This window comes from Bacillus cereus group sp. BcHK124, assembly GCF_027712065.1.
GTDB lineage: Bacteria > Bacillota > Bacilli > Bacillales > Bacillaceae_G > Bacillus_A > Bacillus_A pacificus.
On record NZ_JAQFPJ010000001.1, the window covers coordinates 280,332 to 298,847 of the forward strand.

Genomic DNA, 18,516 nt, shown 5'->3' on the forward strand with positions numbered 1-18,516 from the left:
AACAAGTTTAAACATTTAAACTTGTTTACTTGAAAGGGGTAATAAAAATGAAAAAAATAAATCGTATGTATGTCATTATGTTACTTGTTCCTTTATTTTGGGGTGGCTCTTTTGCAACAGCAGAGCATGTTATTACTGAAATTCCACCGATTACAGCGGCAACAATTCGTTTTGGTTTAGCGGGTTGTATTTTAATGGGCATAGTTTTTATGAAATCTGAGTGGAATACAAGTTTGTTATTAAAGAATTGGAAAGGGCTGTTATTTGTATCATTAACAGGTATTTTTGGCTACAATGTTTTTTTCTTTATGGGACTTAACTATACTTCCACTTTGAATGGCTCGCTTATTATTGCTACAATGCCCGTTTTTGTAACCTTAGGAGCAATATTATTTTTTAAAGAGTCTTGGAGTATAAAAGTCGGAATGAGTTTAATGTTGTCTCTTATCGGTGTAATAGTTGTTATTACGAGCGGTTCAATGAATACACTTATGTCTTTGTTATTTAATAAGGGCGATCTTTTATTTATAGCTGCTTTAATCTGTGGGGTGTTATATAGCTTAACAGGAAAAAAAGTTATGAGTGGTGTCTCCCCTTTATTAACTACAATGAGTATGACGGTATTGGGTACTGTGTTTTTAGCAGGCCTTTCTCTATATGAAGATGGATGGGGAAAGGTTGGGACGTTTTCTTTACAGGGATGGATAGAAATGTTGTATATGGTCATATGCGGGACGTTAATTGGATATATCGTGTTTAATAAAGGAGTAGAAGAGTTAGGTGCAAGCAAAGCGAGTATGTATTTAAATCTAACTCCTATTGTAGCTACTTGTATATCAGTTGTCCTATATGGAGCAGCTGTTACGTGGCAACAAATAGTTGGAATGGCAATCGTATTAATTGGAGTCTATATAGCGACGGTACAATCCAATAAAGATATAAAAAGCTTTCAAGTAATCAATATGTTTCGAAATAGGTAGAAATCATTGGACTCTATAAGTCTTAATGAGAGTAATCTATGAATTAGGGATAAAACCCCCATTTCCGGAAAAACTACTAATGAAAGTATGATCTTGCCTAAAAGAGGTGAACGGAAATGAAATGGATACTGATTACGATGCAAGCTTTCGTTATGATGTTTTGTTTCGTTTATGGAACGAATGCGAAGGCGGAAGGGCCAGTACCAGAAGTAACAGAGAAAGACCCTCAAGTTACAATTTTATTAGAGCGAATGTATGTTGATGGAGAAGTAAGTGAGGAAATCTTTACAGAAAAAGTAGCAGACTTAGAAAAGTTTTTACAGCAGTATAAAGAATGGCAGCTCGTTGATCGTGATGATGTACAAATCGTATTACAAAAGAAAGTTGACGATATTTCTCCGTTATTAAAAACGAGCGGTTATTTTGGAGTGTCAGAGGAAGGGATATTACAAATTTTCAAAGGTGTACCGAAAAGCGATAATGCGATTCATTCCTTTTTTCAAATTGATATGAAAAAGCTAGAGAGTTATGAACGGGCGAAGTTGAAGCGTGGTATTCGTATTAAGTCAAAAGAAGGATTCGTGAAGACAATCGAAAAAATGAAGCAATACGCAGTACAGAATAGGAAAGAAAGCAGCTCATGGTGAGCTGCTTTTTTCTTATTTATTTTTATCTAAAATTTGTTTTGCGATCTCATCAATTAGCATATCTTTTCCGATTGGATTGAAAGCTTTCGTAGGAAAATAACAGAAGTTTCAAATAGAGAACATTTGTTGGGGCAGTCTCGCTTTTCTATCATTAAATATGTTAAAATGGAATACATGATTTAAGAGGGAGAGATTGTATTTTGTTTGAATATGTTACAGGTTACGTGGAGTATGTAGGACCGGAATATGTCGTAATTGATCATAATGGAATTGGTTATCAAATTTTCACACCGAATCCGTATGTATTTCAAAGAAGTAAGCAAGAAATCCGTGTCTATACATATCATTATGTGAGAGAAGATATTATGGCACTTTACGGGTTTAAAACACGTGAAGAGCGTTTATTATTTACAAAGTTGTTAGGTGTGTCTGGTATTGGACCAAAAGGCGCTCTTGCAATATTAGCTTCTGGTCAAACAGGACAGGTCGTTCAAGCGATTGAACATGAGGACGAGAAGTTTTTAGTGAAGTTCCCGGGCGTAGGAAAGAAAACAGCGCGCCAAATGATTTTAGATTTAAAAGGAAAACTAGCAGACGTTGTACCAGATGCATTTGTTGATTTATTCTCAGACGAAGAACGTTTTGATGAGAAGAAAGGTTCTTCAGCTGAGCTTGATGAGGCGCTGGAAGCTCTGCGCGCACTTGGATACGCGGAACGAGAAGTTTCTCGCGTTGTACCAGAGTTATTAAAAGAATCATTAACGACGGATCAGTATATTAAAAAGGCACTTAGTCTTTTACTAAATGGTAAGAGGTGAGTATAATGGACGAACGTCTCCTTTCAGGGGAATCTGCATATGAAGATGCGGATTTAGAATATTCATTACGGCCACAGACGCTCCGTCAGTATATTGGCCAAGATAAAGCGAAACATAATTTAGAAGTGTTTATTGAAGCGGCGAAAATGCGTGAAGAAACGTTAGATCACGTGCTTTTATATGGACCACCAGGACTTGGTAAAACGACGCTTGCAAATATTATTGCCAACGAAATGGGCGTAAATGTTAGAACAACTTCAGGTCCAGCAATCGAAAGGCCAGGAGATTTAGCAGCTGTATTAACATCGCTTCAACCAGGGGATGTATTATTTATTGATGAAATTCATCGTTTGCATAGATCGATTGAAGAAGTACTATATCCTGCGATGGAAGATTTTTGCCTTGATATTGTAATTGGAAAAGGACCGTCAGCAAGGTCTGTACGTTTAGATTTACCGCCATTTACATTAGTTGGAGCAACGACGCGTGCAGGTGCGTTATCAGCGCCGCTTCGTGACCGTTTCGGTGTGCTTTCAAGATTAGAGTATTATACAGTAGATCAGCTTTCTGAGATTGTTGAACGTACAGCAGAAGTATTCGAAGTTGAAATTGACTCGTTAGCCGCACTAGAAATTGCAAGACGTGCTCGTGGTACACCTCGTATTGCGAATCGTTTATTACGACGTGTACGAGATTTTGCACAAGTTCGTGGTAACGGAACGGTTACGATGGAAATTACACAAATGGCATTAGAGCTACTGCAAGTAGATAAATTAGGTCTAGATCATATTGACCATAAATTATTGCTTGGTATTATTGAGAAGTTCCGTGGTGGTCCAGTTGGATTAGAAACGGTTTCGGCAACGATTGGAGAAGAATCTCATACGATTGAAGATGTGTATGAGCCGTATTTATTACAAATTGGCTTTTTACAACGAACGCCAAGGGGTCGAATTGTAACGCCACTTGCATATGAGCATTTCGGAATGGAGATGCCAAAAGTATGACGGAGATGCCAAAATTGCTTATTACAGCAGGGATCTTACTTATCGTTGTTGGCTTAGCTTGGAAGTTCATTGGAAGACTTCCAGGCGATATTTTTATGAAAAAAGGAAACGTTACCTTTTATTTTCCTATCATTACATGTATTGTGTTAAGTATTGTATTATCTTTTATTATGTATATAATAAATCGATTCAAATAAGAAATAGGTGGATATAGTTATGGATATTAATCTGTTTGATTTTCATTTACCAGAAGAACTTATTGCACAAGTCCCATTAGAAGGGCGTGAAACATCAAGATTAATGGTGTTAGACCGTGAAACAGGCGATATTGAGCATAAACATTTTACGGACATTCTTTCTTACTTACATGAGGGGGATTGCTTAGTTTTAAATGAAACGAAAGTAATGCCTGCTCGTCTGCACGGTGTGAAAGAAGATACAGGCGCACACATTGAAGTACTTCTTTTAAAACAAGAAGAAGGCGATAAGTGGGAGACGCTTGTTAAGCCAGCGAAACGTGTAAAAGAAGGAACTGTTATCTCTTTTGGCGAAGGAAAATTAAAAGCAACTTGCACAGGAACTGCAGATCAAGGTGGACGTCAGCTTGAATTTTCATATGACGGCATCTTCTATGAAATTTTAGATGAACTTGGAGAAATGCCACTTCCTCCATATATTAAGGAAACGCTGGAAGATCGCGATCGCTATCAAACAGTATATGCGAAAGAAATCGGTTCAGCAGCAGCGCCGACAGCAGGACTTCACTTTACAGAAGAGTTACTGGAGAAGTTAAAACAAAAAGGCGTTGAGTTAGCTTTCATTACACTTCACGTAGGGCTTGGAACATTTAGACCAGTTTCTGCTGATACGATTGAAGAACACCATATGCACGCAGAATATTACCATATGTCTGAAGAGACGGCGGCATTATTAAACCGTGTAAAAGAGAATGGTGGACGTATTATTACGGTAGGTACGACTTCAACTCGTACGTTAGAAACAATTGCGACAGATCATGACGGCAAGCTTTGTGCTGCTTCTGGTTGGACAGACATTTTCATGTACCCAGGTTATGAATTTAAAGCAATTGATGGTTTAATTACAAACTTCCATTTACCAAAATCAACATTAATTATGCTTGTAAGTGCATTTGCAAACAGAGATAATGTACTTCATGCTTATAATGAAGCAGTAAAAGAAAAATATCGTTTCTTTAGCTTTGGTGATGCAATGTTCGTTGCCTCTCACGCTAAAATGGGAAACAAATAAAAGGAGTAAATTATGACAGCAATTCGTTATGAATTTATTAAAACTTGTAAACAAACAGGTGCCCGTTTAGGACGTGTACATACGCCGCACGGTTCATTTGATACACCAACATTTATGCCAGTTGGTACACTTGCAACAGTTAAGACAATGTCACCAGAAGAATTAAAAGCAATGGATTCTGGCATTATTTTAAGTAATACGTATCATTTATGGTTACGTCCAGGTCACGAAATCATTCGTGAAGCAGGCGGTTTGCATAAATTTATGAACTGGGATCGTGCAATCTTAACGGACTCTGGTGGTTTCCAAGTATTCAGTTTAAGTGACTTCCGTCGTATTGAAGAGGAAGGCGTTCACTTCCGTAATCACTTAAATGGAGATAAATTATTCTTATCACCAGAAAAAGCAATGGAAATTCAAAATGCATTAGGATCAGATATTATGATGGCATTTGATGAATGTCCTCCATTCCCAGCTACTTTTGAATATATGAAGAAGTCTGTAGAGCGTACAAGCCGCTGGGCAGAGCGTTGTTTAAAAGCGCATGAACGTCCACAAGATCAAGGTTTATTCGGTATTGTACAGGGTGGGGAGTTCGAAGAGCTTCGCCGTCAAAGTGCAAAAGACCTTGTTTCAATGGACTTCCCTGGTTACGCGGTAGGTGGTTTATCTGTAGGTGAGCCGAAAGATATTATGAACCGTGTACTTGAGTTTACAACACCACTTCTTCCAGACAATAAGCCACGTTACTTAATGGGAGTAGGTTCTCCTGACTCATTAATCGATGGTGCAATTCGTGGTATCGATATGTTTGACTGCGTACTTCCAACTCGTATCGCTCGAAATGGTACATGTATGACAAGTGAAGGCCGTCTAGTTGTCAAAAATGCGAAATTCGCAAGAGACTTCGGTCCGCTTGATCCAAACTGTGATTGCTATACATGTAAAAATTACTCTCGTGCGTACATTCGTCACTTAATGAAATGTGATGAAACGTTCGGAATTCGTTTAACGTCTTATCACAACCTTCATTTTCTGTTAAACTTAATGGAGCAGGTGAGACAAGCTATTCGTGAAGACCGTCTTGGCGATTTCCGCGAAGAATTCTTTGAACAGTATGGCTTTAATAAACCGAATGCTAAAAACTTCTAATACATAATTTAAAAGGAGGAACAAAAGATGAATCCAGGTATGATGAATATCGTTATGATCGTTGCGATGTTTGCGATTTTCTATTTCTTATTAATTCGCCCGCAACAAAAACGTCAAAAAGCAGTTGCTCAAATGCAAAGTGAGTTAAAAAAAGGTGATGCTATCGTAACAATCGGTGGCTTACACGGTACAATCGAATCAGTAGATGAGACGAAAATCGTTATTAAATCTGGTGGTTCACACTTAACTTTCGATCGTAATGCGATTCGTGAAGTTGTGAAAAACTAATGAGGAAGGCCCTGCATGAAATGTGCAGGGCTTTTTTTAGTTATTTTGTTTGGACATATTTACACCGAAAATGCCACCAAGTGTACTCGCACCCATTAATGCTAATTGGTAAAGTAACTGTGAGTTCGATAAAGTTTGAGAGAAACCTAAATAGTTAACTAGAAAAACAAGTATAGTGAATGTAAGTCCTGTTGTGAAGCCTACTAGCCAACCTTTCCCTTGTGCTTTTTTGCCGGCAGTAAACCCGGATATAAGCATAGATAAAAGTGCTAGTATAAAAATAGTAACAGCTAATGTTCCTTCATTCATATCTGTAAATTTTAATAAAAGAGCCATAATCATGCTAGTAACTGTTGCGAGAATTAATAGGATAACGATACCGAAGCCGATTGCAGTTGATAATTTTTTCGTTCCATCCATTTATACATTCCCCCTTTTTAATACAAGCATATTTTCCTTTTGCCTAAGTTAGACTATTTTCTTTTTTATAGGGGAGTCTATACGTAAAAAGGAGATGTAGAAATGGAATGGGTATCAATCATTGGCCGGACGATGCTTTTGTATATCATCATCTTAATTATTTTTCGTCTTATGGGTAAACGCGAAATTGGAGAGCTAAGTGTATTAGATTTAGTCGTATTCATTATGCTTGGTGAAATGGCAGTAGTCGCAATTGAAAATACCGATAAATCACTTTGGCACCAATTAGTTCCGATGACTTTTCTTATGTGTATACAAATTATTTTGTCAGTTATTTCGTTAAAGTATCAACGATTTCGGCATTTAATAGAAGGTGAGCCGGCTATTCTTGTAAATGCGGGAAAGATTGATGAAAAGAAGATGAGAAAGCAACGTTATAATATAGATGATTTAATGATGCAATTAAGGGAACAAGGAGTTGGAGATATCCGGGATGTAGAATACGCTATTTTAGAACCATCTGGGAAGTTATCTGTCTTTCAAAAACAAAAAGGCGGGCAGGATGTATTACAGTTTACTCTTCCTCTTATTATCGATGGCGAAATTCAATCGAATCATTTGCAAATGATTGAACATACAGATGAGTGGCTTGTTGGAAAATTAAAAAACTTAGGCTATAACGATGTAACAAAAATTTTATACTGTAGCTTTCAAAATGGACAATTTTTTGTTGATTTGAAAGAAAACTAGAGGCTTACTATATGACATAGTAAGCCCGTTTACTTCAAAAATGACAGTTTTCGAATGATAGGGAGACGACTTAACTCTTCTTTTCGAATGAGCTTGAAAATGAAGAGGAGCACAATATAAACGAGTGTTGTTAAAGTGATTTCCCATAATGTTTGTATGCCAAGTGAATGAGAGAAAACTATATACTTATGAAGGTAAAAACCGAAGGAGCCTGCGATACCGATGGCAAGTCCGCCAAAAATATAGTCTTTTGCGTAAATGGTAAATGTAATTTTCTTTAAAACAGTAGCATAATGAAGAAATGTTACTGTTACGATATTTGCTGCAATTGCAAGGGCAACCCCCATCATTTGAAACTCTGGCCTTGAAGCTAGTACGAAAATAACGATTAATTTCACGATTGCACCAATAAACGTATTCATCATGGCCGCACGTGCTAAGTTTAAAGCTTGTAAAACAGAGGTAAGTGGACTTTGAAAATAATGAAATAAAAAGCAAGGTGCAAGAAGCTGGATGAACGCTGTTGCACTATCCGATCCATACATAAGAGTTAAAACAGGAGAAGCAAATACGTATAATATAACAACTGACCACCCGCCAGTAATGAGTGAGATCCGAAGAGCTTGTTGTAAGCGGTGTTCTACTAATTTATACTGTCTTTTTGCCATTGCCTCGCTAATAGATGGAACGAGTGCTGTCGAAAGAGCGTATGTAATAAAGGCTGGCAGTGAAAGAAGCGGGAATGCATACCCGTTTAATATACCGTATTGCTGAGTTGCGACGGAGGCAGCAACGCCGGCAATCGCTAAGCTTTGCATAACGACGATAGGTTCAAAAAAATAGGAAACGGAACCGATTAAACGACTTCCTGTAGTTGGAAGTGCAATATCCATAAGAGAATAAAATGTCCCCTTGCTTTCCTTTACAGTAGTGAAAAATCCCGAGCGTATAGATAAATGTTTTTCGCGCTGGAATAAAGTGAGTAAAAATAATAACGATGCCACTTCACCGAGAACGGCTGATAACATAGCACCAGCTGCAGCATATTCTACGCCGTAAGGTAAAAATAATTGAATACATATAGCGATAATTGTAATGCGGACAATTTGTTCTATCACTTGGGCGTAAGCGCTAGGTTTCATATTTTGTTTCCCTTGGAAATAGCCTCGTAAAACAGAAGAAACAGCAATAACAGGAACGACAGGCAAAATGGCCATTAATGGATAGTACGTTCGTTCATCAGTTAATAATGTTTTTGCTAAAATAGGTGTGAGGAGCATAATTCCAATTGTTAAAATGATACTAATAACAGATGTAACAGCTAATGATACTGTTAATATTTTTTTAACTTTTTGTTTATCATTCACAGCTTCTGCTTCTGCTACGAATTTTGCGATTGCGACAGGAAGACCAATTTGTGTTAATGTAATTGCTAGAATAAATGTAGGGACGGCCATCATATAAAGGCCAACGCCTTCTTCTCCTAAAATACGTGCCATTACAATACGATTAATAAATCCTAGAATTTTGGTAATAAAGCCGGCTATCATTAAAATAAATGCGCCTTTTAAAAAGCTTTGTCTCGTCATGGTCTTCTCCTACCTTCTCAAAATCAGTGGAATGATTTACAATAATTTATATGCACGTACGAGACAAGAATGACAAGCATTTAAGAGAGTACTCTTGAAAGTAGTTATTGCTGTCCATTAGAGCGGGATTAAAAGCGACTTTTCGTGCTGAAATAAGAAGGAGATGTTATATATGTTAGATAGAGAGGCTTTGGTAGAATCATACCGCGGACAGTTACAAGTCGTTTTAGAAAGTAAAGTAGAAGAGTTCCAAATGTTCGGCTACGACCGAGTAACAGATGATGACATTTGGAAGTTTCTTAAAGTGAAAAAGTGGAAGAAGATAGACAGTGATGTTAGATTGTATGAATTAGTTAATGACGTATTAACAGTAACAGCTAATGAATATATGACGTATTTAACTGTTGAAGCATATCAAGCCCCGCTTTGGTCATTTGATGAATATGAAAATAAATAACCGACTGCAATTGGTTTGTTCTTCCTTTTGCAGTATAATGATAGGTATTGATAATGAGGAAATAATTATGTCTAAGATTATATATAAAGGGGGTAGTGAAGAGAGAAAACAAATAATGAAAGTGTAGGTAATGTGAAAAACTTACCGACACAGCTGGTGAGGAACTAGCAAAATTATAGAAAGGAAGTCTACTAACTAGGCGTATGCATACGTGTGAAGGTGAATCGTAAAAGATTTATTTGAAGTGTTAGTAGCGGAAAGAGGGTACATATGGCAAAGCGTAGTACGAGAATTGCCGCCTTTTTCCTCATCGTTTTATTAATCGGTGGAGTAATTGGTGCGGCAGGAAAAGACATAGCAAAAGGAATTAGTCTAGGACTAGACCTTCGCGGTGGTTTTGAAATTCTGTATGAAGTAAAACCAGCCAAAAAAGGTGATAAAATTGACCGAGAGGCACTTGTAAGTACAGTAGGTGCTCTTGAAAATCGTGTCAATGTACTTGGTGTAAGTGAACCGAACATTCAAATTGAAGGGCAGGACCGAATTCGTGTACAGCTTGCTGGTGTACAAGATCAGCAAAAAGCACGTGAAATGTTATCAACACAGGCGAAATTAACATTCCGTGATGTAGATGACAACCTTCTTATGGATGGAACGGATTTAAAAGGCGGCGGAGCGAAGCAAACATTTGATGAGCAAGGCCGTGCGAGTGTAGGTCTTACACTAAAAAGCGCTGAAAAATTCCGTGAAGTAACTGAAAAAATTTCAAAAATGCCACCACCAACGAATTTAATGGTAATTTGGCTTGATTTTGAAGAAGGAAAAGATTCGTACAAAGCAGAATCTGCAAAACCGAATCCGAAGTTCTTATCAGCAGCAACAGTAAACCAAGTGTTTAACCAAGCTGAAGTATCTATCGTAGGTGGAAACTTTACAGTTGAAAGCGCGAAACAACTTTCATCTTTATTAAATGCAGGTGCACTTCCTGTTGATTTAAAAGAAATGTATTCAACATCTGTTGGAGCGAAGTTTGGTCAACAAGCGTTAGAGCAAACAATTTTCGCTAGTGCGATTGGTATCGCTCTTATTTTCTTATTTATGCTTGTATTCTACCGTTTACCAGGACTTGTAGCGGTTATTATGTTAGGTTTATACATTTTCGTTACATTACTTGTCTTTAACTGGATGCATGCAGTTCTTACGTTGCCAGGTATTGCGGCGTTAGTGCTCGGGGTAGGTATCGCGGTTGATGCGAATATTATTACGTACGAGAGACTGAAAGAAGAGCTGAAAATTGGTAAGTCAATGATGTCGGCATTCCGTGCTGGTAACCACCGTTCATTAGCAACCATTTTAGATGCGAACATTACAACACTTGCAGCAGCCGGTGTATTATTCGTTTATGGTAATAGCTCTGTAAAAGGGTTCGCAACAAGTTTAATCGTAAGTATTTTAGTCGGTTTTATTACGAACGTATTCGGTACTCGTTTCTTACTAAGTTTACTTGTAAAGAGCCGTTACTTCGATAAAAAACCAGGATACTTTGGCGTGAAACAAAAGGATATTATTCCATTAACAAAAGGTGTAGTACATCCACCGACAAGATTTGATCGTATTAACTTCGTAAATGTCGGTCATAAATTCCTTATCTTCTCGCTGGTAGTTGTAATTGCAGGTGCAATTATTTTACCAATTTTCAAATTGAATCTTGGTATTGACTTTGCGAGTGGTACACGTATCGACTTGCAATCAAAACAAGCAGTTACTGTGTCTGATGTTCATAAAGATTTTAAAGAATTGAACATTGAAGTGAAGGAAGAAAATATTGTACCGACTGGAGATGACAATAAAGGATTCGCAGTTCGTACATTAGGTGTTCTATCAAAAGATGAAATTGCGAAAACAAAAACATTCTTCCACGATAAATATGGTACAGATCCAAACGTAAGTACAGTTTCACCAACAATCGGGAAAGAGATTGCACGAAATGCATTTATCGCAGTATTAATTGCTTCTGCGGTTATCATTTTATACGTAAGTATTCGTTTCCGATTTACGTATGCATTATCTGCAGTACTTGCATTATTACATGATGCATTCGTTATGATTGTTATATTTAGTATTTTCCAGTTAGAGGTAGACTTAACGTTTATCGCTGCGGTATTAACAATCATTGGTTATTCTATTAATGACTCGATCGTTACATTTGATAGAAACCGTGAATTATACAAACAGAAAAAACGAGTACGTGATATAAAAGACTTAGAAGAGATCGTAAATGCAAGTATTCGTCAAACGCTTGGTCGTTCGATTAATACTGTACTAACAGTGCTATTCCCAGTAATTGCATTGCTTATCTTCGGTAGTGAGTCACTACGTAATTTCTCGTTTGCGTTACTTGTTGGATTAGTTGTAGGTACGTATTCTTCTGTTTTCGTTGCTTCTCAAATTTGGTTAATGCTTGAAAACCGTCGTTTGAAAAAGGGCAAAAACAAGAAAAAGGTTGAGAAAGTAGAATCTGAACCGCAAGTATAAAAAAGATGATGTCTCTTTATGAGGCATCTCTTTTTTCGTTTGTGGATACAATAAGATAGCGACTTTGAAATGGAAAATGGAAGAAAGTGGTGATGTTATCGCTGTTTTTGTTACAATAAAGTGAAACTTTAATCAGTGGGGGGGTTCTTCATCCCCCCACTGATTATTAGCCTTCACCAATCGGACTTTTATGGGCAGCCCGACCCCCACCTAAATTTTTTGCTTTCACTGAATTTTGAGGTAGGGGTCTTACTGCCCATTAAAGTGGGATAAAAAGATAGGTTAAGAAAAGAAGGGATTTTAATGATGGAAAAAGATGAACGTTTTAAACAGGCCGAGTTTGGTGCTATTGTCGGGATCGTTGGTAATATTATATTAGCAATCATAAAAGCGGTAATTGGTTATATTGGGAACAGTAAAGCGCTATTAGCAGATGCGGTGCATTCTGCATCAGATGTAATTGGTTCGCTAGCTGTACTGTTTGGATTACGAGCAGCAAAGCAGCCGCCCGATGAAGATCATCCGTATGGTCATGGTAAAGCGGAATCGATTTCAGCGATTATTGTTGCAGTATTATTATTTATTGTGGGAATCGAGATAGCGATTTCGTCCATAAAAGCTTTTTCGCAGGAACTAGAACCACCGAAAGGGATTACAATTTTTGCTGTCGTTCTTTCAATTATCGTGAAAGAGGGAATGTTTCAATATAAATTCCGATTAGGGAAAAGGGTAAATAGTGATGCAATTATTGCAAATGCATATGAGCACCGTTCAGATGTGTTTTCTTCAATTGCAGCTTTAATCGGTATTTGTGCAGCGATTATTGGTGGTAAGTTCGGGTTAGATTGGCTTGTATATGCCGATCCAATTGCAGGATTATTTGTTTCACTTCTTGTTGCAAAAATGGCATGGAGTATTGGGGCAGAAGCAATTCATGCAACGCTTGATCATGTTCTTCATGAGGAAGATGTTGTTCCGCTTAGAGAAGCAGTACTTCAAATAGATGGTGTGAAAAAAATCGGTTCGTTATATGCGAGGGAGCATGGTCATTACGTTATTGTAGATATTAAAGTTTCTGTAGATCCATATATTACTGTAGAAGAAGGGCATCGCATTGGAAAGCATGTGAAAGAAACGCTTATGCTGCAAGATAACGTACAAAATGTATTTGTACATATAAATCCGTATTCTCCAAATTAAACATTAGTAGCATTTTAGTATACAGATATTACATCGTAGTTTGCATGATATTGTCACCCCTTAATCTGTCTTGTATAATGAACAGGTTAAGGGGTGATTTCGTGTTACAACCGAAGACGCGTTGGAAAGAAAAAGAATATAATAGCGAGCGAGTGAGTGAATTAGCAAGTAAATTACAATTATCACCACTTGTCGTTTCGTTATTCCTCGGTAGAGGACTAGATACAGAAGATAAGATTTTAGATTTTTTAAATACAGAAAATCAAGAATTTCATGATCCATTTTTATTAGAAGGAATGGATAGAACGGTAGAACGTGTAAATAAGGCGATTCAAAATGGAGAGCAAATATTAATATTTGGTGACTACGATGCGGACGGAGTAAGTAGTACAACTGTTTTATATATTGCCTTACAAGAATTAGGTGCAGACGTAGAATTTTATATCCCAAACCGTTTTACAGAAGGTTATGGACCGAATGAAGAAGCATTTCGTTGGGCGCATAGCGCAGGATTTTCACTCATTATTACTGTCGATACTGGTATCGCAGCTGTACATGAAGCGAAGGTAGCGAAGGAACTGGGGATAGATCTAATTATTACAGATCACCATGAGCCACCACCAGAATTGCCAGAAGCACTTGCGATTATTCATCCGAAATTAGATGAGGGTGTGTATCCGTTTCACTATTTAGCTGGTGTAGGTGTTGCGTTTAAAGTTGCACATGCACTACTGGGCCGTGTGCCAGAACATTTATTAGAAATTGCAGTAATTGGTACGGTAGCCGATTTAGTATCACTTCACGGTGAGAATAGATTGCTAGTGAAGCGCGGTTTAAAACATATGCGTATGACGAAAAATATCGGACTAAAGGCGCTATTTAAAGTTGCTAACGTTTCGCAAAGTGAAATTACAGAAGAGAGTATTGGCTTCTCAATCGCACCTCGTATTAATGCAGTTGGACGTTTAGAAGATGCAACGCCGGCTGTACATCTTTTATTATCAGAGGATCCCGAAGAAGCGAAAGAGCTGGCTGAAGAAATTGATGAGCTGAACAAACTGCGAAAAGATATTGTAAAGCAAATTACAGAAGAAGCTATCGCTGAAGTGGAAACGAATTTCCCTCCTGAAGACAATAAAGTATTAGTGCTTGCAAAAGAAGGATGGAATCCAGGTGTAATTGGAATTGTCGCTTCTAAATTAGTTGAACGTTTTTATCGTCCAACGATTGTATTATGCATTGATCCTGTAAAAGAAACTGCAAAAGGTTCAGCGCGTAGTATTGCAGGATTTGATTTGTTTGCAAACTTGTCAGATTGTAGAGAGTTATTGCCACACTTCGGAGGACATCCGATGGCAGCGGGAATGACGCTACATATGAATGATGTAGATGAATTACGCCGCCGTTTAAATGAACAGGCAGATACAATTTTAACAGAAGAAGATTTTATTCCAATTACAGCTGTCGATGCTTTTTGCAAAGTGGAGGACGTAACACTTGCAGCAATTGAAGATATGCAAAAGTTAGCGCCATTTGGTGTTGGAAATCCAAAGCCACGTATTGCAGTGAAAGATGCGGAGTTAGAAAGTATTCGTGCAATCGGATCAGATGGTTCTCATTTAAAGATGTCTCTTCGTGATGGACAAGCAACATTGGATACAATTGGATTCGGTTTTGGTGCGTACGCGAAAGAAATTTCTCCAGTTGCAAAAGTATCTGTAATAGGAGAAGCGTCTATCAATGAATGGAATAATTTTAAGAAGCCGCAATTAATGGTACAAGATATTGCTGTAGAGGCATGGCAATTATTCGATTGGCGTAGTATGCGTAACGTAGAAGCAAATTTAGCAGAACTTCCGAAAGGGAAAATCACGATGGTGTATTTTTCTGAAGAGGTATTGAATAAATTTTCTTTAGAAGACTATAAAGAGCATATGATGCATGCATCAGAAGTGACCGAGTTAGATGATCAATACATCGTATTACTTGATTTACCAAAAGGGACAGATGAATTAAGAGAGCTATTTAAAGTAGGATTCCCGTCGCGAATTTATACACTATTTTATCAAGAGAATAATCATTTATTTAGTACTGTTCCAACGAGAGAACATTTTAAATGGTACTATTCGTTCTTGAGCCAAAAATCACCATTTTCTTTAAGACAATATGGAGAACAATTATGTCAACATAAAGGTTGGTCAAAAGATACAGTAAATTTCATGACACAGGTGTTTTTTGAGTTAGAATTTGTTACAATAAAAGATGGCGTCATTTTTATGGCAGATAAAAAACAAAAGCGTGATTTAATTGAATCGAGCACATATCGTGAGAAAATGAACCACTTACAATTAGAAAAAGAATTGGTTTATAGCACATATCAGCAACTATATACATGGTTTGAAACGATTCGTAATCATAAAGAAGTAGAACAGTTAGGGTAAAGGATTTGTATTTACAAACCTTTTAGATCTGAGGAGGATTCAGAAATATGGATTTCAAGCAACATATCGCAATTGTACCGGATTATCCAAAAGAAGGTATTGTGTTTAAAGACATTACACCGTTAATGAACGACGGTAAAGCATACAAAGCAGCAACAGATGCAATCGTTGAGTATGCAAAAGAGAGAGACATCGATCTTGTAGTAGGACCAGAAGCTCGTGGTTTCATTATCGGTTGCCCAGTTTCTTATGCATTAGAAGTAGGATTTGCGCCAGTTCGTAAATTAGGAAAATTACCACGTGAAGTAATTACAGTTGACTACGGTAAAGAATATGGTAAAGACGTTTTAACGATCCATAAAGATGCAATTAAACCAGGTCAACGCGTATTAATTACAGATGACTTATTAGCTACAGGTGGAACAATTGAAGCGACAATTAAGTTAGTTGAAGAGCTAGGCGGAGTTGTAGCAGGAATTGCATTCTTAGTAGAACTTACTTACTTAGATGGTCGTAAAATGTTAGATGGTTACGATGTATTAGTATTAGAAAAATACTAATCACTATATAGGTAAAACTACGGTGATAAAAAGTACCCGTGAATCTCTTGGAGAGGAGCGGGTACTTTTGTATAATTGAACAAAAAATTATAGTGAAATGTCAGTAAAATCTTTTCCTTTTCACAATTCACAATCATTGGGTTATAATGATAGAATATAATTTATTCTATTCAATAAAGATAAAGTCAATTTTCAATAAAAGGTGATTCGATGGCAAATGAGCAGGTACTAACAGCTGAACAGGTACTCGAGAAAGCAAGTCAATATTTAGTGGATGAAGATATTGAGCTAGTAGCACGTGCCTATGAATATGCACGCGATGCGCATAGCGAACAATACAGAAAATCGGGTGAACCATACATTATTCATCCAATTCAAGTTGCAGGTATTTTAGTTGATTTACACATGGATCCAGCTACAGTATCAGCAGGTTTCTTACATGATGTAGTAGAAGATACAGAGATTACATTAGAAGATATTGAACGGGAATTTAATAAAGAAATTGCTATGCTTGTCGATGGTGTGACAAAGCTCGGAAAGATTAAATATAAATCTCATGAGCAACAACAAGCAGAAAACCATCGCAAAATGTTTATTGCAATGGCTCAAGATATTCGAGTTATTTTAATTAAACTAGCCGATCGTCTTCATAACATGCGTACATTGAAACATTTGCCTCAAGAGAAGCAGCGTCGCATTGCGAATGAAACGTTAGAAATCTTTGCACCTTTAGCACATAGACTCGGAATTAGTACTATTAAATGGGAGCTAGAGGATACGTCACTTCGCTACTTAAATCCACAGCAATATTATCGTATTGTAAATTTAATGAAGCGTAAACGTGCAGAACGTGAAGAGTATTTAGAGGAAGTAATGACTGGTATTCGTGAGAAATTAGATGAAGTTGCAATTCAACCTGAAATTTCTGGAAGACCAAAACATATTTACAGCATTTATCGTAAAATGGCACTGCAAAATAAACAGTTCAATGAAATTTATGATTTATTAGCTGTACGTGTCGTTGTAAATAGTATTAAAGATTGTTATGCAGTACTTGGAATTATTCATACGTGCTGGAAGCCGATGCCAGGTCGTTTTAAAGATTATATTGCAATGCCGAAAGCAAATCTATATCAATCTCTTCATACGACTGTAATTGGGCCGAAAGGTGATCCGCTTGAAGTGCAAATTCGTACGAAAGAAATGCATGAGATCGCAGAATTCGGGATCGCGGCACACTGGGCGTATAAAGAAGGAAAAACAGCAGAAACAGCAGGTACATTAGAGAAGAAACTTACATGGTTCCGTCAAATATTAGAATGGCAAAATGAAGCTTCTAATGCAGAAGAGTTTATGGAGTCATTAAAAATTGATTTATTCTCTGACATGGTATTCGTCTTTACACCGAAAGGCGATGTAATGGAATTACCACTTGGATCTGTTCCAATTGACTTTGCATATCGTGTGCATTCAGAAATTGGAAATAAAACAATTGGTGCAAAAGTAAACGGGAAAATGGTGACACTTGATTATAAATTAAAAACAGGTGACATCATTGAGATTTTAACATCGAAACATTCGTATGGACCAAGTCAAGATTGGGTGAAACTTGCTCAAACATCTCATGCAAAAAACAAAATACGTCAGTTCTTTAAGAAACAACGTAGAGATGAAAATATTGAAAAAGGCCGTGAACTTGTTGAGAAAGAAGTGCGTAGCCTAGAGTATGAGATGAAAGAAGTGTTAGCTCCTGATAATTTAAAACGAGTTGCTGAAAAATTCAACTTTGCAAATGAAGAAGATATGTTTGCGGCAGTTGGATATAATGGCATCACTGCATCGCAAATTGTTACGCGACTAACGGACAAGTTCCGTAAGCAACGTGAAGAAGAAGAGATTGTTGAAGTTAAAGAAGTTCGTAAACCGATGAAAATTCGAAAATGGGATTCTGGCGTTAAAGTAAGTGGTGCAGATAATTTATTAATTCGTTTATCAAAATGCTGTAACCCAGTACCTGGTGATGATATCGTTGGGTATATTACGAAAGGCCGAGGCGTATCGATTCACCGCCGTGACTGTGTAAATGTTCATACAGAAGAAGCTATAGAACGTTTATTAGAAGTAGAGTGGGAAGGTAGCCCTGAAAAAGAAATTGAGTATAACGTTGATATTGAAATTTCAGGTTACGATCGCCGTGGTTTATTAAATGAAGTATTACAAGCTGTTACAGAGACGAAAACGTACATTTCGGCAGTTTCTGGTAGAAGTGACCGTAATAAGATGGCGACAATTAATATGTCAATCTCTATTCGTAACTTACAGCACTTGAAAAAAGTAGTAGAACGCATTAAACGTGTTCCAGAAATTTATGCAGTACGACGCATGATGCATTAATAGGGAGTG

General features: G+C 37.2%; 16 protein-coding genes and 1 pseudogene. 15 read left to right on the forward strand and 2 right to left on the reverse strand.

The annotated features are described in order from the left end of the window. Positions 1 to 47: 47 nt before the first annotated feature. The 8 genes and pseudogenes from PDK19_RS01530 to yajC all read left to right on the forward strand — a co-directional run bounded on the left by PDK19_RS01530 (position 48) and on the right by yajC (position 6,161). Positions 48 to 976: pseudogene (locus PDK19_RS01530) on the forward strand (DMT family transporter). 120 nt (positions 977 to 1,096) lie between these two features. Then, complete coding sequence (locus PDK19_RS01535; protein ID WP_000871209.1) at positions 1,097 to 1,627, forward strand: BofC C-terminal domain-containing protein; 531 nt, start codon at positions 1,097 to 1,099, stop codon at positions 1,625 to 1,627. Between the two features lie 200 nt (positions 1,628 to 1,827). Beyond that, complete coding sequence (ruvA, locus tag PDK19_RS01540) at positions 1,828 to 2,445, forward strand: Holliday junction DNA helicase RuvA (protein ID WP_000464508.1); 618 nt, start codon at positions 1,828 to 1,830, stop codon at positions 2,443 to 2,445. Between the two features lie 5 nt (positions 2,446 to 2,450). Continuing rightward, on the forward strand, positions 2,451 to 3,452 hold the full coding sequence (ruvB, locus tag PDK19_RS01545) for a Holliday junction branch migration DNA helicase RuvB (protein ID WP_000344461.1): 1,002 nt from the start codon (positions 2,451 to 2,453) through the stop codon (positions 3,450 to 3,452). Further along, a complete protein-coding gene (locus tag PDK19_RS01550) occupies positions 3,449 to 3,649 on the forward strand; it encodes a DUF2905 domain-containing protein (protein ID WP_000138160.1) in 201 nt (66 codons plus the stop codon). Before ruvB ends, PDK19_RS01550 begins: the two co-directional genes overlap by 4 nt. Before the next feature lie 19 nt (positions 3,650 to 3,668). After that, positions 3,669 to 4,721 (forward strand): tRNA preQ1(34) S-adenosylmethionine ribosyltransferase-isomerase QueA, encoded by a 1,053-nt coding sequence (gene queA, locus PDK19_RS01555; protein WP_270706492.1) that lies wholly within the window; start codon positions 3,669 to 3,671, stop codon positions 4,719 to 4,721. 12 nt (positions 4,722 to 4,733) lie between these two features. Beyond that, positions 4,734 to 5,873, forward strand: coding sequence for a tRNA guanosine(34) transglycosylase Tgt (gene tgt, locus PDK19_RS01560; RefSeq protein ID WP_000125362.1), 1,140 nt, complete (start codon positions 4,734 to 4,736; stop codon positions 5,871 to 5,873). 27 nt (positions 5,874 to 5,900) lie between these two features. Then, on the forward strand, positions 5,901 to 6,161 hold the full coding sequence (gene yajC / locus PDK19_RS01565) for a preprotein translocase subunit YajC (protein WP_001068066.1): 261 nt from the start codon (positions 5,901 to 5,903) through the stop codon (positions 6,159 to 6,161). 36 nt (positions 6,162 to 6,197) lie between these two features. Here the strand turns inward: yajC and PDK19_RS01570 are convergent, their stop codons facing one another. After that, positions 6,198 to 6,581, reverse strand: a complete 384-nt coding sequence (locus PDK19_RS01570) for a TIGR04086 family membrane protein (RefSeq protein ID WP_014893502.1) — start codon at positions 6,579 to 6,581, stop codon at positions 6,198 to 6,200. Between the two features lie 102 nt (positions 6,582 to 6,683). Between PDK19_RS01570 and PDK19_RS01575 the strand changes: the two genes are divergently transcribed. Then, positions 6,684 to 7,331, forward strand: coding sequence for a DUF421 domain-containing protein (locus tag PDK19_RS01575; RefSeq protein ID WP_074614887.1), 648 nt, complete (start codon positions 6,684 to 6,686; stop codon positions 7,329 to 7,331). 29 nt (positions 7,332 to 7,360) lie between these two features. Here PDK19_RS01575 and spoVB read toward each other — a convergent pair whose 3' ends face one another. Next, positions 7,361 to 8,920 (reverse strand): stage V sporulation protein B, encoded by a 1,560-nt coding sequence (gene spoVB, locus PDK19_RS01580; protein ID WP_074614886.1) that lies wholly within the window; start codon positions 8,918 to 8,920, stop codon positions 7,361 to 7,363. Between the two features lie 172 nt (positions 8,921 to 9,092). Here spoVB and PDK19_RS01585 point away from each other — a divergent pair, with 172 nt between their 5' ends. The 6 genes from PDK19_RS01585 (at position 9,093) to relA (ending at position 18,507) form a co-directional block, all read left to right on the forward strand. Next, positions 9,093 to 9,377 carry a post-transcriptional regulator gene (locus tag PDK19_RS01585; RefSeq protein ID WP_000886980.1) on the forward strand — a complete coding sequence of 95 codons (285 nt, stop codon included), beginning with the start codon at positions 9,093 to 9,095 and terminating at the stop codon, positions 9,375 to 9,377. A 270-nt stretch (positions 9,378 to 9,647) separates the two neighbouring features. Next, positions 9,648 to 11,912 carry a protein translocase subunit SecDF gene (secDF, locus tag PDK19_RS01590; RefSeq protein ID WP_001129484.1) on the forward strand — a complete coding sequence of 755 codons (2,265 nt, stop codon included), beginning with the start codon at positions 9,648 to 9,650 and terminating at the stop codon, positions 11,910 to 11,912. Between the two features lie 306 nt (positions 11,913 to 12,218). After that, entirely contained in the window at positions 12,219 to 13,112 is an 894-nt protein-coding gene (locus PDK19_RS01595; RefSeq protein WP_014481757.1) for a cation diffusion facilitator family transporter, read from the forward strand. A 101-nt stretch (positions 13,113 to 13,213) separates the two neighbouring features. Beyond that, entirely contained in the window at positions 13,214 to 15,553 is a 2,340-nt protein-coding gene (recJ, locus tag PDK19_RS01600; protein WP_000941277.1) for a single-stranded-DNA-specific exonuclease RecJ, read from the forward strand. 47 nt (positions 15,554 to 15,600) lie between these two features. Next, a complete protein-coding gene (locus PDK19_RS01605; protein WP_000346214.1) occupies positions 15,601 to 16,113 on the forward strand; it encodes an adenine phosphoribosyltransferase in 513 nt (170 codons plus the stop codon). A 210-nt stretch (positions 16,114 to 16,323) separates the two neighbouring features. Continuing rightward, complete coding sequence (gene relA / locus PDK19_RS01610) at positions 16,324 to 18,507, forward strand: GTP diphosphokinase (RefSeq protein WP_001262814.1); 2,184 nt, start codon at positions 16,324 to 16,326, stop codon at positions 18,505 to 18,507. The last annotated feature ends 9 nt before the right edge of the window (positions 18,508 to 18,516 follow it).